This window comes from Alteromonas portus (assembly GCF_005117025.1).
In the GTDB taxonomy this organism is placed as follows: domain Bacteria; phylum Pseudomonadota; class Gammaproteobacteria; order Enterobacterales; family Alteromonadaceae; genus Alteromonas; species Alteromonas portus.
In genome coordinates this window covers 102,674-117,174 of record NZ_SWCO01000003.1, presented here as the reverse complement: position 1 = coordinate 117,174, position 14,501 = coordinate 102,674, and the positions used below count along the sequence as shown (strand labels likewise).

At 41.5% G+C, this 14,501-nt stretch carries 15 protein-coding genes; 5 read left to right on the top strand and 10 right to left on the bottom strand.

All coding sequences use genetic code 11. The features are described from left to right. The first annotated feature begins 187 nt into the window (after positions 1–187). The gene (locus E5672_RS06910) at positions 188–703 is read left to right on the top strand and encodes a hypothetical protein (protein WP_420809569.1); all 516 of its coding nucleotides are present in this window, start codon (positions 188–190) and stop codon (positions 701–703) included. Positions 704–880: 177 nt separating this feature from the next. Here the strand turns inward: E5672_RS06910 and E5672_RS06905 are convergent, their stop codons facing one another. The 5 genes from E5672_RS06905 to E5672_RS06885 all read right to left on the bottom strand — a co-directional run bounded on the left by E5672_RS06905 (position 881) and on the right by E5672_RS06885 (position 4,836). Next, positions 881–1,336 carry a hypothetical protein gene (locus tag E5672_RS06905; RefSeq protein ID WP_136781525.1) on the bottom strand — a complete coding sequence of 152 codons (456 nt, stop codon included), beginning with the start codon at positions 1,334–1,336 and terminating at the stop codon, positions 881–883. A gap of 73 nt (positions 1,337–1,409) precedes the next feature. Beyond that, on the bottom strand, positions 1,410–2,468 hold the full coding sequence (locus tag E5672_RS06900) for a YHYH protein (RefSeq protein WP_136781524.1): 1,059 nt from the start codon (positions 2,466–2,468) through the stop codon (positions 1,410–1,412). 371 nt (positions 2,469–2,839) lie between these two features. Then, the gene (locus E5672_RS06895) at positions 2,840–3,088 is read right to left on the bottom strand and encodes an EF-hand domain-containing protein (RefSeq protein WP_039220280.1); all 249 of its coding nucleotides are present in this window, start codon (positions 3,086–3,088) and stop codon (positions 2,840–2,842) included. A gap of 52 nt (positions 3,089–3,140) precedes the next feature. After that, entirely contained in the window at positions 3,141–4,136 is a 996-nt protein-coding gene (trhO, locus tag E5672_RS06890) for an oxygen-dependent tRNA uridine(34) hydroxylase TrhO (protein WP_136781523.1), read from the bottom strand. A 133-nt stretch (positions 4,137–4,269) separates the two neighbouring features. Further along, positions 4,270–4,836 (bottom strand): VC2046/SO_2500 family protein, encoded by a 567-nt coding sequence (locus E5672_RS06885; RefSeq protein WP_136781522.1) that lies wholly within the window; start codon positions 4,834–4,836, stop codon positions 4,270–4,272. 122 nt (positions 4,837–4,958) lie between these two features. Here E5672_RS06885 and E5672_RS06880 point away from each other — a divergent pair, with 122 nt between their 5' ends. The 3 genes from E5672_RS06880 to E5672_RS06870 all read left to right on the top strand — a co-directional run bounded on the left by E5672_RS06880 (position 4,959) and on the right by E5672_RS06870 (position 8,958). Further along, a complete protein-coding gene (locus E5672_RS06880) occupies positions 4,959–6,599 on the top strand; it encodes a response regulator (RefSeq protein WP_136781521.1) in 1,641 nt (546 codons plus the stop codon). 263 nt (positions 6,600–6,862) lie between these two features. Then, positions 6,863–8,104, top strand: coding sequence for a putative DNA modification/repair radical SAM protein (locus E5672_RS06875; protein ID WP_136781520.1), 1,242 nt, complete (start codon positions 6,863–6,865; stop codon positions 8,102–8,104). 50 nt (positions 8,105–8,154) lie between these two features. After that, positions 8,155–8,958 carry a TIGR03915 family putative DNA repair protein gene (locus E5672_RS06870; protein WP_136781519.1) on the top strand — a complete coding sequence of 268 codons (804 nt, stop codon included), beginning with the start codon at positions 8,155–8,157 and terminating at the stop codon, positions 8,956–8,958. 31 nt (positions 8,959–8,989) lie between these two features. Here E5672_RS06870 and E5672_RS06865 read toward each other — a convergent pair whose 3' ends face one another. Then, on the bottom strand, positions 8,990–9,832 hold the full coding sequence (locus E5672_RS06865) for a DUF6279 family lipoprotein (RefSeq protein ID WP_136781518.1): 843 nt from the start codon (positions 9,830–9,832) through the stop codon (positions 8,990–8,992). A gap of 175 nt (positions 9,833–10,007) precedes the next feature. On the opposite strand from E5672_RS06865, the gene E5672_RS06860 reads away from it, so the two are divergent. Next, a complete protein-coding gene (locus tag E5672_RS06860; RefSeq protein WP_136781517.1) occupies positions 10,008–11,012 on the top strand; it encodes an ATP-dependent 6-phosphofructokinase in 1,005 nt (334 codons plus the stop codon). Between the two features lie 110 nt (positions 11,013–11,122). On the opposite strand, the gene E5672_RS06855 is transcribed toward E5672_RS06860, so the two are convergent. The 4 genes from E5672_RS06855 to E5672_RS06840 form a co-directional block, all read right to left on the bottom strand. Next, on the bottom strand, positions 11,123–11,950 hold the full coding sequence (locus E5672_RS06855) for a LytR/AlgR family response regulator transcription factor (RefSeq protein ID WP_136781516.1): 828 nt from the start codon (positions 11,948–11,950) through the stop codon (positions 11,123–11,125). Position 11,951: 1 nt separating this feature from the next. Next, positions 11,952–13,025 carry a sensor histidine kinase gene (locus tag E5672_RS06850; protein ID WP_136781515.1) on the bottom strand — a complete coding sequence of 358 codons (1,074 nt, stop codon included), beginning with the start codon at positions 13,023–13,025 and terminating at the stop codon, positions 11,952–11,954. A 147-nt stretch (positions 13,026–13,172) separates the two neighbouring features. After that, complete coding sequence (locus E5672_RS06845; protein ID WP_136781514.1) at positions 13,173–13,634, bottom strand: Mpo1 family 2-hydroxy fatty acid dioxygenase; 462 nt, start codon at positions 13,632–13,634, stop codon at positions 13,173–13,175. A gap of 60 nt (positions 13,635–13,694) precedes the next feature. Further along, entirely contained in the window at positions 13,695–14,378 is a 684-nt protein-coding gene (locus E5672_RS06840) for a PilZ domain-containing protein (RefSeq protein ID WP_136781513.1), read from the bottom strand. Between the last annotated feature and the right edge of the window lie 123 nt (positions 14,379–14,501).

Genomic DNA, 14,501 nt, shown 5'->3' with positions numbered 1-14,501 from the left:
CTTAGTGGTGGTAGTACAACTTTCTATTCTCACGCACATTTTTTACACTCTTTCAGTGTAATGTCTTTCCAGTATATGCTGTACTACGCACATTAAAATTTTCAACTCATTAGTTAAGTTCGTTGTTTATTAGCGCTCTTAAAAGACTTTTAAAAAGGATATTGAAAAAGTGAAACTATTCAAGCTTATATCAATAGCGGCAATTGTTGTTGCACTCATCGCGGTACTTTTTCATAAAACGTTAATAGCCAGTGTGTTATTGCCACAGTATATAGGTTGGGCGCAAAAAACAGACAAGGAAGGCATGGAAATAGGTGTACCGTTAAATCAAAAAGAGCTGGCATTAGCAGCTGAAATAGGCATTAAATACCCTGAAAAAGTAAGAGTTGTCTATGTTGATGAAGTGCCATTCCCTCATGAAAACTTCGCACTTAAGGTTTTTGGTGAAGCCGTTGGTCTAGTTGGAGAAGGCATAATAAATAACGCACAAGTTTTTGGGTATTCAATATACGCGCGAAAAGATTTCAAACTCACTAGGCCCAAGCTAGCCCATGAGCTTGTACATGTACTTCAGATTGAAAGAGCCAGTTTAGATGACGTTGTTACCCAACACTTTTTTGACATGGCAGAATATGGGTACGAAAAAGCACCGTTAGAAGTAGAAGCTGCTAAAGCTAACGTTATATATAGTGGTGATTGGTGATCTCTACACACTAACTTCTACCTTTATTCAGTAATAAAGAAGTCTTCCCAACTAAATTAGAATGGCTAAGCCCCCAAAATAGAAGTGTATTGTGACCGCTATAGTTAATTAGTTAAAAATGGCCACACTACTTGGATCAAATTTCAGTTGGGCAATTTACACGCGCTAAATCAATCGTTAGCTAGCCCAAGAAAATGCTATTTCATATTTATTTTCGTCGCTTAGGCGGTAGCGTTTTTTAGTGCCGTTGTGTGTGATGCTAAGCACATTGACTTGATGGGTATTGTTGCTAAAGCACGTAACTTTAGCTTCAATCTGAGAAATTACTTCTGGAACATTGTTTAGCTTTAGCCGAGCACGGGTTTCATGGCTACCGAGCTTTAGCATCCCCATACCATACGTAATAATACTGCCGTTCACAAACAGTCTTGTATTGTCTTTGATATGCTTAATTAAGCGCTGCTTAAAAGCCGTGCTATCAGTATCATTACTATCTGACGAAGGCTGGCTTGCTTTTAATGCTTGCTCTACCCCATATTGGGACAAATATAGGTCGATATAACTTTCGGTGCCGTTAAGAACGACATTGAAGCTGGCTTGTTGGGTATTGTGAGCATAAGCACTGTTACTCAACAAGCTCCCGATTAAACACAAACTATAAAACATTAGCTTGTATCGATACCACGGTATCCACTTTATATTGGCACTATTCATAACGAGCAAACCCATTATTTTCAGCTGTTTCGCCAACAGTGCAAGGGAGGATGTTAGTGTAACCAGTATCGGTAGATGGACTAAGTTCATTGGTAATATGATAATGATAAGTCTCATTGTCATCGTCAGAGGAATGGGTATGACCTTGACATTGGTCTAGATCGTTAGGAATTGTGTCATCAGCATCTCGCGTACCATAAATAGCGAAACCGTCTCTTGCATAGCCTAAAATGGTATTGTCAGTTTGTGGAATGTACTCACAAACCACTTTAGTTATGTCATTCTGTGCGAGTAAATCGTCGATGACATGGGGTACTAAATGGTAGTGATACGGGCCATCAGGTTGTGGATGCCCGCCGCAGCTGTCTAATCCAGGGATAGCGACACCCACTTGACTCGCCGCACCTGGTGGCTTTTCAGCAAATGGAAAGCCATCTAACGATAATCCCCAATATTCCAGTGAATTCGTAGTGGCAACAGAAGTTGCTTTTGTCGGGTAAGCCGGAATGGTATATGTGATCTGATAGGTTTCGTCTAACTCTGCATCTAAACACGAGCCACTGATGCCGGAGCCCGCCTCAATAAAACCAGAACCGGGGCCGCCTTCTGGTACTTGAATATTTATCGTGCCATCATCATTTATAATATCGTAACCGTCTGTTGCGAAATCTGCCCATAAATCATCATCTAAAACACGTATACCCGGGTTCGTTGTGCCGTCATATATACCTAATCCGCCAACTTCACCTACGTTTTCCGGACAAATAACCGTTCGGGTTTCGCGAACATTTTCATATACCGCGGTATAACATTGAGAGTCCTCACCGTTTGACAATGTACAGTCCACTAGCTCAAATGGACTGATTTGAGAAAATGAGGAAAAAAGATTGGGGTCAAAGACTTCTACACTGGTAGTGTTTTCATCTGAAGTATTGGTCGAGCTGTCGGTCTCGGCAACGACGTCACTGTCTGAGGTATCTGAGTCTTCCGAACCGCAAGCAATAAGTTGCACCGCCAGTCCAAATAGAATTATTAGGTTTACTATTCTCATAGTGTGTTTCAAGCCGCCCTTTAAGTAACTAACTGTACATGGAAATGGTAAGGACTACTCTAGCAACCTTTATTTTCTATAATGTGCAGTTTTAGCGCATATTTCGAAGGGATTTTCAGCAGAAACCACCGATACTAGTGGGCGTTTTTACGCCACGGTAGGCTCAGAACCTTTATACTATTGGTACATACTTGTTTAAGAGACGGCCTAAGGTGTTCACTAAGTAGCATAAACCTAGGGCATAAAAAAACGAGCGCTCCGGTGGAGCACTCGTTTGCGTTTATATTTGCGTAGCCAAGGATCTTTATACACACACTTTGCATAGTGTGTTTTAAAATCTCAGTTATGGACAGGTATTACTAAGGCTACGCTTAGTACTCCCACCATCCTTCTTGCCACCACTCCAAAAACTCTTCAAAGTCGATGTAACCATCGTCGTTACTATCGATAAGCTTAAAGCCTTCTTGAACATGGCTAGCTTTCGTTTTTGGTGAAATAACGGTTAGAAGCTCGATGAACTCCGGTAAATCGATTTGGCCATTGCCATCACGATCGAAAAAGCTGAAGTCCTTTCTAATTTCTTCAATTTTAGATTCTGAAAGTTGAGTGCTCACTCGCATTCCTTATTTCAACTGCAATAACCACGAGTGTAACGCCCTTCTTTCTAGCTGTCTACGCCTGATTTTCTTTTGCTTTAAGTGCGCGTAAACGTTGAGCTTCTGCTTTTTCCTGGCGCTTTTGTTCCATGGTTAAACGCGCTTCAGTACCTACGTGCTCCTGTTGACGCTCTTTCGCCAGCTGAACCTGTTTTTCTCGTTCTCTAAAGCGAGCAATTTGGTCGTCGGTATGGGTGCCAAAGCAGTGAGGGCAGCTTACACCAGGCTCGTACTTATCGCTTTGTTTGTCGTCTTCGGTAATAGGAAGTCGACACGCGTAGCACTGCTCATAATGGCTTTTCTCTAAGTCGTGGTTAACTGCAACGCGATTATCAAATACAAAGCAATCACCTTCCCACAATGACTCTTCTTTCGGCACATCTTCCAGATACTGAAGAATGCCGCCCTCTAAGTGGTAAACCTCGTCAAAACCTTGCTCTTTCAAATAAGCTGTCGATTTTTCACAGCGTATTCCACCTGTACAGAACATCGCTACCTTTTTGTTTTTTGACGGGTCTAGTTCTTTAGCTACGTATTCAGGGAACTCGCGGAACGTTTCGGTTTTAGGGTCGATAGCGTGTTTGAACGTACCAATTTCAATTTCATAACCGTTTCGCGTGTCAATAACCGTAACATCTGGGTCGCTAATCAATGCGTTCCAGTCTTTAGGTTTTACGTAAGTGCCTACGGTTTTGCGAGGGTCAATTCCCTCAACGCCCATAGTCACGATTTCTTTTTTCAGTTTTACTTTCGTGCGATAAAACGGCTGTTCATCGTGAAGTGACTCTTTATAAGAAATAGGATTGATACGTTCATCGCTATTCAGATAAGCGAGCAATGCGTCAATGCCTTCACGGGTACCAGAAACTGTACCGTTGATGCCTTCGTGAGCGAGTAGAAGTGTACCTTTGATACCATTGGCTTCCATAGTTTCTAGAAGCGGTTGGCGAATTTCTTTGAAGTTTTCAAGCGCAACGAACTTGTACATCGCGCATACAATAAATTTAGACATATTTTAACCTTTGCTGATTGGAGCGTAAGACCAGTGCAAAAATGCGGCGCGGAATATAACAAAAAAGAGCGGTAAAAACTAGGCCGGATACGGGAGCGGGCTAATATGCTTGTTCTAGCTACTATCAGCAAGTTTACGCAATCTTCTCAAAGGATGACAAACTATCGTGAACCTGTTTGTTATTTCCGTCTTTCGTAGTTTGTCTTTCACCTTGTGCCGAGAGAATATCGTAAAGTATTGTATTATCTTCTTTTAGCATATTGGCATATTGTTTTTTGAGTCGTTTTTGCGCTGCTAAGCTGCAGTTTTCTACTACGTCATCAGGGAGTCGTTTCGCGTTATCAGTTTGCGCAAGCGGCAATGGTTTCATGTGAAGAAAAAGACGGGCACTTTCGAAATCCTTAGACACTAAGCTTGAACATACGTGCATATTTTCCCACGCTTTTTCATTAGCCGATAATGAAGGCCGCCTGTAATGATTAAGCGAAGCAAGCTTTGCTTCTATGCTTTGAATATTGTCATTAGCGGATGTTGCTACTTCTATTTCAAATGGCTCTGCCACACTGTGCTGGTGCATGGCAAGATATAAAGAGAACAAAGCCCCCTGAGACGATGAACGCGCAAGAACACCGCTTCGCTCCCAGAAAATACTGGGGTCGATTGTTGCTTTTTCACTCGCTTGGGTTATTTCTGCAGACATTCGTAATAAAGGCTTTGTGTGTATACGTATGTTTTCGGCAAGATAATGTTTTTCTTAAGCTTATTTTTTAAAGTTAGATATACTTGTAACAAGTAAATGCAGCGCTCATTCATGGATTTGAAATGCAATTTAGCAACAAACAAGTATTGATTGTTGAAGATCAACGCCCTTTCTTACTTCTTTTGAAAGGGCTTATGCATTCAATGGGCGCGTCCGATGTAGTCACGAAATCTTCCGCTGAACAAGCTGTATCGCTTTGCAAAAAGCACAAGTTTGATATTGTAATTTGTGACTTACATCTGGGGACAGAGAATAAAAATGGCTATGAACTTATTGAAGAGTTGCGCACTCGCAGGTTAATTAATCCTACCTCAGTATTTATTCTTATCAGTGCCGATAGTGCCCGGCCTGTAGTTCTTGGCAGTATCGAACGCCGCCCCGATGACTTCTTAATAAAGCCTTTTTCCCAAGTCCAATTAAAGTCTCGGATTATACGCGCTTGGCAAAAAAGGCAGTTCCTCCAGCTAGCGTTCAGCTTAATAGAACAAGGTGAATTCAATAGCGCAATTGACCACATCGAAGGGCTTTTAGAAACCCCGCGTCACTATAAGGGTCATTGTGAACAACTACTCGTTGAGCTCTACTGGCGTATATCGCAGCCTCAAAAAGCACTTGATGTTCTGCGTGACTATATAGAAGGCAAACCTGTGCTATGGGCGCAAATAGCAATTGGAAAGTCTTATCTTCAGCTTAACGACTATGAAAAAGCAATTTCTGTTGCCAAAAAAACGCTAAAGCGTAACCGGTTTAATGCAGACGCCCATGATATTCTCGCACAGGCTCATCACGCCATGTCATCGTCGGAAAAAGCCCTTGAGTCAATAAAAGAGGCAATTAAATTGTCTCCCTTTTCGTTACCTCGTCACTATAAAGCGTGCGAAATTGGTCGTCAGAGTAACGATTTAGTACTCGCTGCCACTTCCAGCCAAGCTATTTGGGACTTATCTAAGCGCACTGTCAATAAAACAAGCCTGCACTGGTGCGGCATTATTCGCAGTTTGCTTGATGTAGCCGAGAGCGCTGAAGATAAAAAGCAACGTAACAAGTATCAACAAGAGGCGCTACTTACCCTTCAACGAGGCAAGTTTGATGAGCATTTACAAAAAATAGACAGAGAGTTCGACGTAGACATCTTTGGCTATATTGTAAACGCAAGAATAAGTGCGATAGACGGAAAGTTAATTGATGCGAAACGTCACTTAAATACATCACAAACACAGTTGGAGGATAAATACACAGAAGTCCCTACGGCTTTTCTTCCAGACAGTATCAATATTATGTACAAACTGGGTGAATTCGACGACGCGCTTCAGCTCAATGCAATGCTTTCATCAAGAGAGGCCGAGCTCGATCCAAATAGTTCAAACATGCTAAAGGCACAGGCTCAAAACGCACAAAAAAACCTGGCATGTTACCAACAGTTTAACCGAGAAGGTATTCAGCATTATCAGCAGCAAGACTACGAACGAGCTAAAGCCTCGTTTGCCTTAGCCCAAGGCTTTGCACCTGTAAATACAGGGGTTGCGCTTAACCTACTACAGTGCTTACTGCAAATAGCTATAAAAGAAGATAATGCGGACATTAAACTCGTTAACGAGTGTAAGCGATTATTCAAACTAATTGATGATATGACCTTAAAAGCGCCGTACAAAGAAAAGTATGAGAACATAAGAGACGAGCTCTCTAAATTCATTGGGTTTTAAAGTGTTCCAGCAGCGTTATTATTGGTACATCTCCCCCGTTTTCTTCAATGCTTTCACCTAGCTTCTCTCCTTACATCTATAAACTTAAATTTCAGCAATAGGAATTTAAGTTCAAATTTTTCTCTCTTCAAGATATACTGTATAAATATACACTATACGGATTCTTCATTCTTTATTTTCTCGCAGATAACGTGTGGGGGCGCCTATTTTAGGTGAACAGAGAATGACTAGCCGACACTATTTTTAGGAAGTGCTCACCAGCGATGCATGACAAACTGATACAAAAACTCGAAATATTATCTGATGCGGCAAAGTATGACGCCTCTTGTGCAAGTGGTTCAGCGGGTAAACGGCACGCTGGAAAAGCCGAAAAAACGGGTATAGGTTCACTTACCGGCGGTGCGGGGATTTGTCACAGTTTCACACCCGATGGAAGGTGTGTGTCTTTATTAAAGATCCTCATGACTAACTATTGCATCTACGACTGTCATTATTGCATCAATAGAGTGTCTAGCAACGTTCAACGGGCTCGGTTTTCGGTAAAAGAAACGGTAGATTTAACCCTTAACTTTTATAAACGTAACTACATTGAAGGGTTGTTTTTAAGTTCAGGTATTGTTGGCTCTCCTGATATCACTATGGAAAGTATGGTTCGCATAGCAAAGTCTCTGCGTCTTGATCATGGCTTTAAGGGGTATATTCATCTTAAAACCATTCCAAATGCATCGCCCGAGTTGCAAGCAGAAGCGGGTTTGTATGCTGACAGGCTCAGTATAAACGTAGAGATGCCAACACAGTCTTCGTTAAATAAATATGCGCCAGAGAAAGACCTTAGCGATATTCACGGTTCGATGAATTCGCTCAAAGACAAAATAGCAGAACATAAGTTCGATAAAACCTTTTCGGGAAAACGCCCTCCCCGTTTTGCGCCTGGCGGACAATCGACACAAATGATAATTGGGGCTGATGATTCTAACGACAAAACAATTTTGGGTACAAGTGTTAAGCTTTACAGCCAACAAAAATTACGAAGGGTTTATTATTCAGCGTTCTCTCCCATTCCTCATGCTTCAGAGGTTTTACCTCTAAAGCCCGCACCGTTAATACGTGAACATCGACTTTATCAGGCTGATTGGCTGTTGCGATTCTATGGCTTTGAACTAAACGAAATATTGCAAGACGATATGCTAGATATGGACTACGACCCTAAACTTGCATGGGCATTGCGTAACCGGCACTTATTTCCTATCGATTTAAATAAAGCAGACAAGCAACTCCTATTGCGGGTGCCCGGTCTCGGTGCGCGTACAGTACAAAAAATCCTTTCTATTAGACGAAACACAAAGCTTAACTGGGTAGACCTAACCAAAATGCGTCTTCCACTTAAAAAGTTAAAGCCCTTTATAAGCGTGGGAGATTATTTCCCTGACATACATTTACTAGATAGTAATAACTTCGAACTTCAGTTCAAGCAGCCCAAACAGTTTGAGTTATTTAGTGCTTAAACGTGCCTTAAAAAGACACAGTTCAGAATTACTCGTAAAGATTACGCGATATGAAAACCATTACAATTTCCTCGGTTCCAGGCTTCGACGAGTGGCGACAAGTTTCGCGAGAATGCTTGGCTAATCTCATAACGCCTGAAGATATAATTTGGCAAGGCGCTCAAGCTACCCAAGATGATCTTTTCGGTAATATTATAGATAACGCTTCTAGCAACAAAACACAGCGCAACCTTAGAATACCTAAGCCCCTGCTAATGCTTTTAAAATATGCGTTATGCCACCAAGACGAAAGCCGATTCGCTTTGTGTTATCGGGTGTTATGGCGCGTTATTTATGAAAATAAAAACTTAATTCATTTAAAAACGGATGATGACGTCATGCAATTGTATTCTATGGCTAAAGCCGTCAAACGAGACGCATACAAAATGAGTGCTTTTTTGCGGTTTAGAGAGGTTATTCTCGAAGGCCAAGAGCATTTTATTGCATGGTACGAACCGGAACATTTTTGTTTAGAAGTTAAGCTAGACTTTTTTAAAACCCGCTTTAAAAACATGCGATGGTCTATACTCACACCCTATCGCGCTGCTCACTGGAACACCGAGACCCTTGTACTTGAAGATAATCCCGATCCTAGTGTCGTTCCTAATAACGACCGCATCGAGAGTTATTGGCTTACATATTATTCGAACATCTTCAATCCGGCTCGTATTAAAACAAATGCAATGCTTAGCCAAATGCCTAAGAAATATTGGAAAAATATGCCTGAAACCACACTTATAGACGACATGATCAAGCAATCAGACGCTCGTGCCAGAAAAATGATAAGCGATGGAAATACTCAACAATCAGACTAGTTTTCGCTGTAAAATAACGAGTTATTTTGAATTAATTTTTAAAGTTTTCTACCGTATCAATTAAATCATCTAGGTTTTCAATAAGCCTTTCACGTTGCTTGTCACTAAGCGTGGTGAAAAGTTCTGATATTAATGTAGCGCTAACGTTCATATTGTGTGCACTACTTTGCTTGTAAATATCGCTCTTGTAGTTATCAGGGTTTTGCATTAATTCTATAAGTTCGGCTTCGAAATTGTTATTGAATTTGCGTGTTACAAACAGTTTTCGGGCAGCGTTTTGTATATTCCTGCGATAGGTCAGCCACTCTCCCCCTGTGGAAATAAACTGTGTTGAGTAGGAACTTACTATTTGCTTTTGTTCGGGGGTCAACTTACCGATACGTTCACTGATTGTATTTTCTATACGCTCGACACGTTCCTCTAAACGTTCTTTTTCAGATTTTTCTAACGTATCTTTACGCTCTTCTTCTTCCTCTTTGTTATCTTTTTCAAGAGCTGCAAACAGTGAAACCACTTGTTCATCGTCTAGCGTTTTTGCAATTTCAGCTAACTGTGGGCTAACTTCATCACGCACGCGTTCCCAGTGCGCCCTCATTAGTTCAAGATTGCGATAAACACTTCTCGAATCTAAGGTGCCGTTTTGAATCTGCTCTTTTATGCCCTCTAGTTGCGTCTTATAACGAGTAAGTTCACTTTCTTTGTGCCAGCTCAGCCAATTTTGAAGGTAGGCATCAAATTTTTCTTCTTGTTCATCTTTAAGGTCAATGTAGTCGTCCAGATACCAATAGACCCACCAGTCGATATTGTTGTATGCCAGCTTTGAACTACACGATGTGAGAAAAATCAGAAAAAATAGAACCAATAAAGAACGCATAATATATCCCTTTTTACGTTAACTACGCTGTGGCGAGCAAATTTGCTTAATGCTGTGTACTTAAAATTTTGTTTTACTTTGTTTCCACTCAACAAATATCCGCAATAGCGCTCTTTACGAAGCACAGCTATTACTCTACTTTAATGATATTACCTGCAAAAAGAAGGACTTTAATGTGTCAAAACGTGTCGCAATTTTGACCTCTGGTGGCGACGCACCAGGTATGAATGCGTGTATTCGCGCTGTAATTATTGCTTGTCAAAAAGCCAACTATACCCTCATTGGCTATAAGCATGGCTACAATGGTTTGCTACAGCAGGAATACATTTCCCTCTCGCTAGACTCGACTCACAACCTTATTCAGCAAGGTGGTACTATTTTGCACAGCGCCAGATGTGAGGAGTTCAAAACCCGCGAAGGCGTTTTTAAAGCCGCGAAAAACTTGGACAAGGCAGAAATTGATACCTTGATAGTCATTGGTGGTGACGGGTCGTTTCGCGGAGCAGAAACATTGGGCGAAGAATGGGATGGCCAAATTCTCGGAATACCGGGTACGATTGACAATGATATAGGTGGTACAGATGCAACCATAGGTTATTTCACCGCTATTGATACCGCCATGAGCTCTATCGATAAAGTTCGAGATACCGCCGATGCTTTTGAACGTATTTTTCTTGTAGAGGTAATGGGCCGTAATGCGGGCTTTCTAGCATTAAATGCTGCCCTTTCAGCTGCTGCTGACTATGTAGTTGTTCCTGAGTTTTTTGAATCCCCTGACGTAGAAGTTACAAAGATCGTAAGCCAAATAAAAGCGCAGCGTGCGTTGAAGGGCCCTGTCAGCTTTATCGTTGTAGTCGCAGAAAATGTATGGCCGAATGGCTTAAATGGGCTAACCGAAGCATTGCAACATCACCATATTAACGACGTTAGACCGGTTACATTGGGGCATGTTCAGCGAGGCGGTTCGCCTGTTGCGCAAGACAGGTTACTGGCGACTACCTTAGGTGAGTTTGCTGTAAGCTTAGTCGGTAGTGACATTACCAATATTATGGTTGGTGAAGTCAATCAGCGCCCTGTTACCGTCCCTTTACCCAAAACATGGGAAAACGCCAAGCCGTTAAATGTGGCCCGTGTAGACGCCATGCTAACATTGATGAACGAACGATATAACAACGTGTAAGCAGTGCGCTTCAGGCGCTGTTTAGACTACTGTATTTCTCGCACTTACAAATAAAAAGGCGGTGTTCTTACGTACAACACCGCCTCTATGTATCTGTTGCTGACAGCTTTTTACATCTTCATCGCCGCTTTTACTTTATCTCGATGGCTACGGCTTACTTTAAGCTCAGTATCATTTTGAAGTATTAAGTGATACTCGCCGCTAATGTGGCTCACTAATTTCTTAACAAATCGTATATTAGCAATAGCTGAACGGTGGACTCGGACAAAAAATTGCGGATTTAGCTCTTGTTCAAGCTCTTTCATGGTTTTACGCATAATGTGCATGCCATCTAGCGCATGTACACACATGTAATCACCTGCTGCGTCAATCCATTGTATATCTTGAACATTTACACGAGTCACTTCTGAACCATCTTTAATTGCCAATACATCTGGATAAGGGTTTGTTTCAACAGGCTCACCGTTTGCTAATTTACGTAAAATTTCCTCGCAATCATCGCCTGTTAGTTCGGCAACAAGGCTGACAAGCTTTTGTGATTGCTCATCCTGATGCTGAGTCGAGAAATATTCGCGAACTTTATTTAATGCCGCCCCTAATCTTTCGTCATCCGCAGGCTTTAATAAGTAATCTAATGCGTGCACGTCAAACGCTTTAATAGCGTAACTATCGTAGGCAGTCACAAAAACAATCATCGGTATCGGTTGCTTCAATTCGCGCAATTTGTGAATCACTTGGAAGCCATTTAAACCAGGCATTTGAATATCCAGAAACACTAAATCTGGGCGATGCTGCGAAATACTACTCACCGCTTCAAGGCCGTTTTGACATTCGGCAAGCACCTGCACATCTTCATGACGTTCTAGCCTGGCGCGAAGGCCTCTTCGCGCTAAAGGTTCGTCATCAACTACAATGGTTTTTATCACTTGCTTTGTCATGTTATACGTCCTTAACTTCATACGGAATGCGTAGTCTAACTCGCACACCAGAAGGCTGATTGTGTTCTATAGAGAATGCAAAATTACGATGATAAAGGGATTGCAAACGTTCTTTTATGTTGGCTAACCCTACGCCATTTTCACGGCTCAGTGTGCCGTCTTTGATGTCTGCGCCAGGCCCGTTGTCAGCAACATCCATTAGTAGATCATTACCAAAAGTACGAGCAGTAATTGAAATTCGCCCACCATTTTCCATCTTAGATATGGCGTGTTTTATGGAATTTTCAATAATGGGTTGTAGGATCATGCTTGGTACGAGTGCACTTTCACAGCCCTCGTCAATGTCCCATAGCACTTCTAGACGGTCGTCAAACCGCACTTTCTCTATTTCTAGGTAAAGCCTTAGCGCTTTTATCTCTTGGCCCAGAGGTACGCGTTTTATTGGGTCATTATCAAGGGAGTAACGCAAGAAATCGCTTAAGCGCGAAACCATCGCCTCAGCCGTATCATTTTCTTTTAATAAAATAAGAGTCGAAATAGCGTTAAGCGTGTTAAACAGAAAATGTGGATTGAGCTGGTAACGCAACATCTTAATATGTGCTTGGTGCGCCATTGTGCTTGCCTTGAGCGCATTCTGCTTCTCTTTTTGAAGCATCTGAAAGTTTTTAATACCGAAGTAAACACCACTCCAACACCCCACCATAATCAGTGAATTTATCGTGTTGGTGAAATACATATACCACTCGTCTGGGCGATATCCATGTTTGTAGATTTCCCAGTAGTTTATGTTTTTCACAACGGCCCACAGTAAAGCAATTAAGTAACAAGAAACAATTACTATAATGATCATGTTGAGCGGAGATTGTTTTCTCGCCCATCGATAGATGTAGCGAAGCGGAATGGTTAACAACCATCCTGCGTAGGCATTAAGCATGATGATAAAAACCCAGATAGGTCTTACATCATGGAGAAACGAACCAATGTAATAAATTATTGCAAACCCTGCCCAGCCTGCGCTGTGCAACGTCCAAAATAAACGTTCATTACTTTCTATTACACGCTGAAAGCGACTCACAATATTACCAATTTAAAAACTTATACGAAGATTATACGCAAGCCTTGCCTCGACCCAAGCATCTTGGTCGTACCCCTTATGCCTCTGGTCGCAGGGCAAAATCTTGAAATTAGACATGTTTTAACTGGATTGACTGGTTCATCGAACTCAGTAGCTAATATTCATTCTTTTAAGCCAATGCACCCACCACCAGGCCGGTCCTACCAACAAGAAGCGTAAGTCATCAAAAAACGAAGGCTTTTTGCCTTCTATATGATGGCCGATAAACTGTAGTCCCCACATAACAAAGAACAATACAAGAGAAAAGAGCCACACCGAAATATTGAAATGAGCTAACGTATTTACTGCACCAAAACATAAAATAGTTAGGAGGGTCATTGCCGCCCCTATCGGGCCTGACAACATGAAATAATAATACAATACGGGAACCGCTATGATATGCGCCCATGTAATATCGAATTGCGCTATCACATAAGGGACCGGTAAACTCCACAGCAAACCAATTGTTACGAAATAGATACTGGGTACAGCAATAGCATGGATAATAACGTTGGTCTTGTTTTGGTGGCTTTCGCCGTACTGCATTAAAAGTCGTTCAATACTTCTCATGTAGATCCCCTTAGCCTATTATTTTAATTGTTATCTAACACGCTCCCAATTATTGCTTTATCACGTTAACAATGTGTGTCGGGACAACAGCGTTTTTATCAATTTTTCTTCACAGGTAAAGGCGAGCCCATAATAAACCACATCGCTATCAAGCTTATGGTTTTTAACTTTTGCAGTAAGCGCTACTTCTTTACCGTCTAGTGAATAGTTTAGCTTAACTTCAGCTTCATCAAGCATTACTGGCCAATTTGGTTTAGCTTGTAACGCTATTTTGCACCCCTTTTCACTTAGGTCAATGATAACCCCGGTAACATTCTCGTCATCTGGATAGACTTCGGTTTCAAGAGTTACAGAAATACCCAACTGTGCTCGCTTAACGGCACGCAACCCGATACTTTCAATACGTTTCGGAAAGGATGTAATGAGTATGCCGGATGGCTTGGAGAGCAATTTGAGTACTTTCACTTTAAAGGCAATAACCTGACCCGTATCGCCTTCAAGTACTGAGCGTACAACAATCTCATTACCAACGGTTAAGGCATCCCTTATTGTTATCCACTTTGCAGACGTTGGAATGTGAAAAAGCAAACCTTCGTCAATAAGCATACCCACATAATCAGTCTTCACACGCTTTGGTGCTGCAGGCATAGCAATTTGTAAATCTACCGTATCGCCAGGTACTAGCGAGCGTAACGATTCCAAATTATCTTCGCTTAGTAAATTGCTTTTTATTTTTTCAGCCATTTGTATTTGTTATTGCTGGATTTAATGTTGATTAACTCAATGTACGCATCAAAACAAAACATATCAACACTACGATGGAAAACCGCAGTTAATAAACGTAAAAAATTGAGCGGCAGTATCGTG

What these genes read in the sequence shown, in the direction of transcription:
- E5672_RS06900 (WP_136781524.1), bottom strand. Translation starts at nt 2,468, where the DNA reads ATGAGAATAGTAAACCTAATAATTCTATTTGGACTGGCGGTGCAACTT.
- E5672_RS06895 (WP_039220280.1), bottom strand. Translation starts at nt 3,088, where the DNA reads ATGCGAGTGAGCACTCAACTTTCAGAATCTAAAATTGAAGAAATTAGA.
- trhO (WP_136781523.1), bottom strand. Translation starts at nt 4,136, where the DNA reads ATGTCTAAATTTATTGTATGCGCGATGTACAAGTTCGTTGCGCTTGAA.
- E5672_RS06885 (WP_136781522.1), bottom strand. Translation starts at nt 4,836, where the DNA reads ATGTCTGCAGAAATAACCCAAGCGAGTGAAAAAGCAACAATCGACCCC.
- E5672_RS06880 (WP_136781521.1), top strand. Translation starts at nt 4,959, where the DNA reads ATGCAATTTAGCAACAAACAAGTATTGATTGTTGAAGATCAACGCCCT.
- E5672_RS06875 (WP_136781520.1), top strand. Translation starts at nt 6,863, where the DNA reads ATGCATGACAAACTGATACAAAAACTCGAAATATTATCTGATGCGGCA.
- E5672_RS06870 (WP_136781519.1), top strand. Translation starts at nt 8,155, where the DNA reads ATGAAAACCATTACAATTTCCTCGGTTCCAGGCTTCGACGAGTGGCGA.
- E5672_RS06865 (WP_136781518.1), bottom strand. Translation starts at nt 9,832, where the DNA reads ATGCGTTCTTTATTGGTTCTATTTTTTCTGATTTTTCTCACATCGTGT.
- E5672_RS06855 (WP_136781516.1), bottom strand. Translation starts at nt 11,950, where the DNA reads ATGACAAAGCAAGTGATAAAAACCATTGTAGTTGATGACGAACCTTTA.
- E5672_RS06845 (WP_136781514.1), bottom strand. Translation starts at nt 13,634, where the DNA reads ATGAGAAGTATTGAACGACTTTTAATGCAGTACGGCGAAAGCCACCAA.
- E5672_RS06840 (WP_136781513.1), bottom strand. Translation starts at nt 14,378, where the DNA reads ATGGCTGAAAAAATAAAAAGCAATTTACTAAGCGAAGATAATTTGGAA.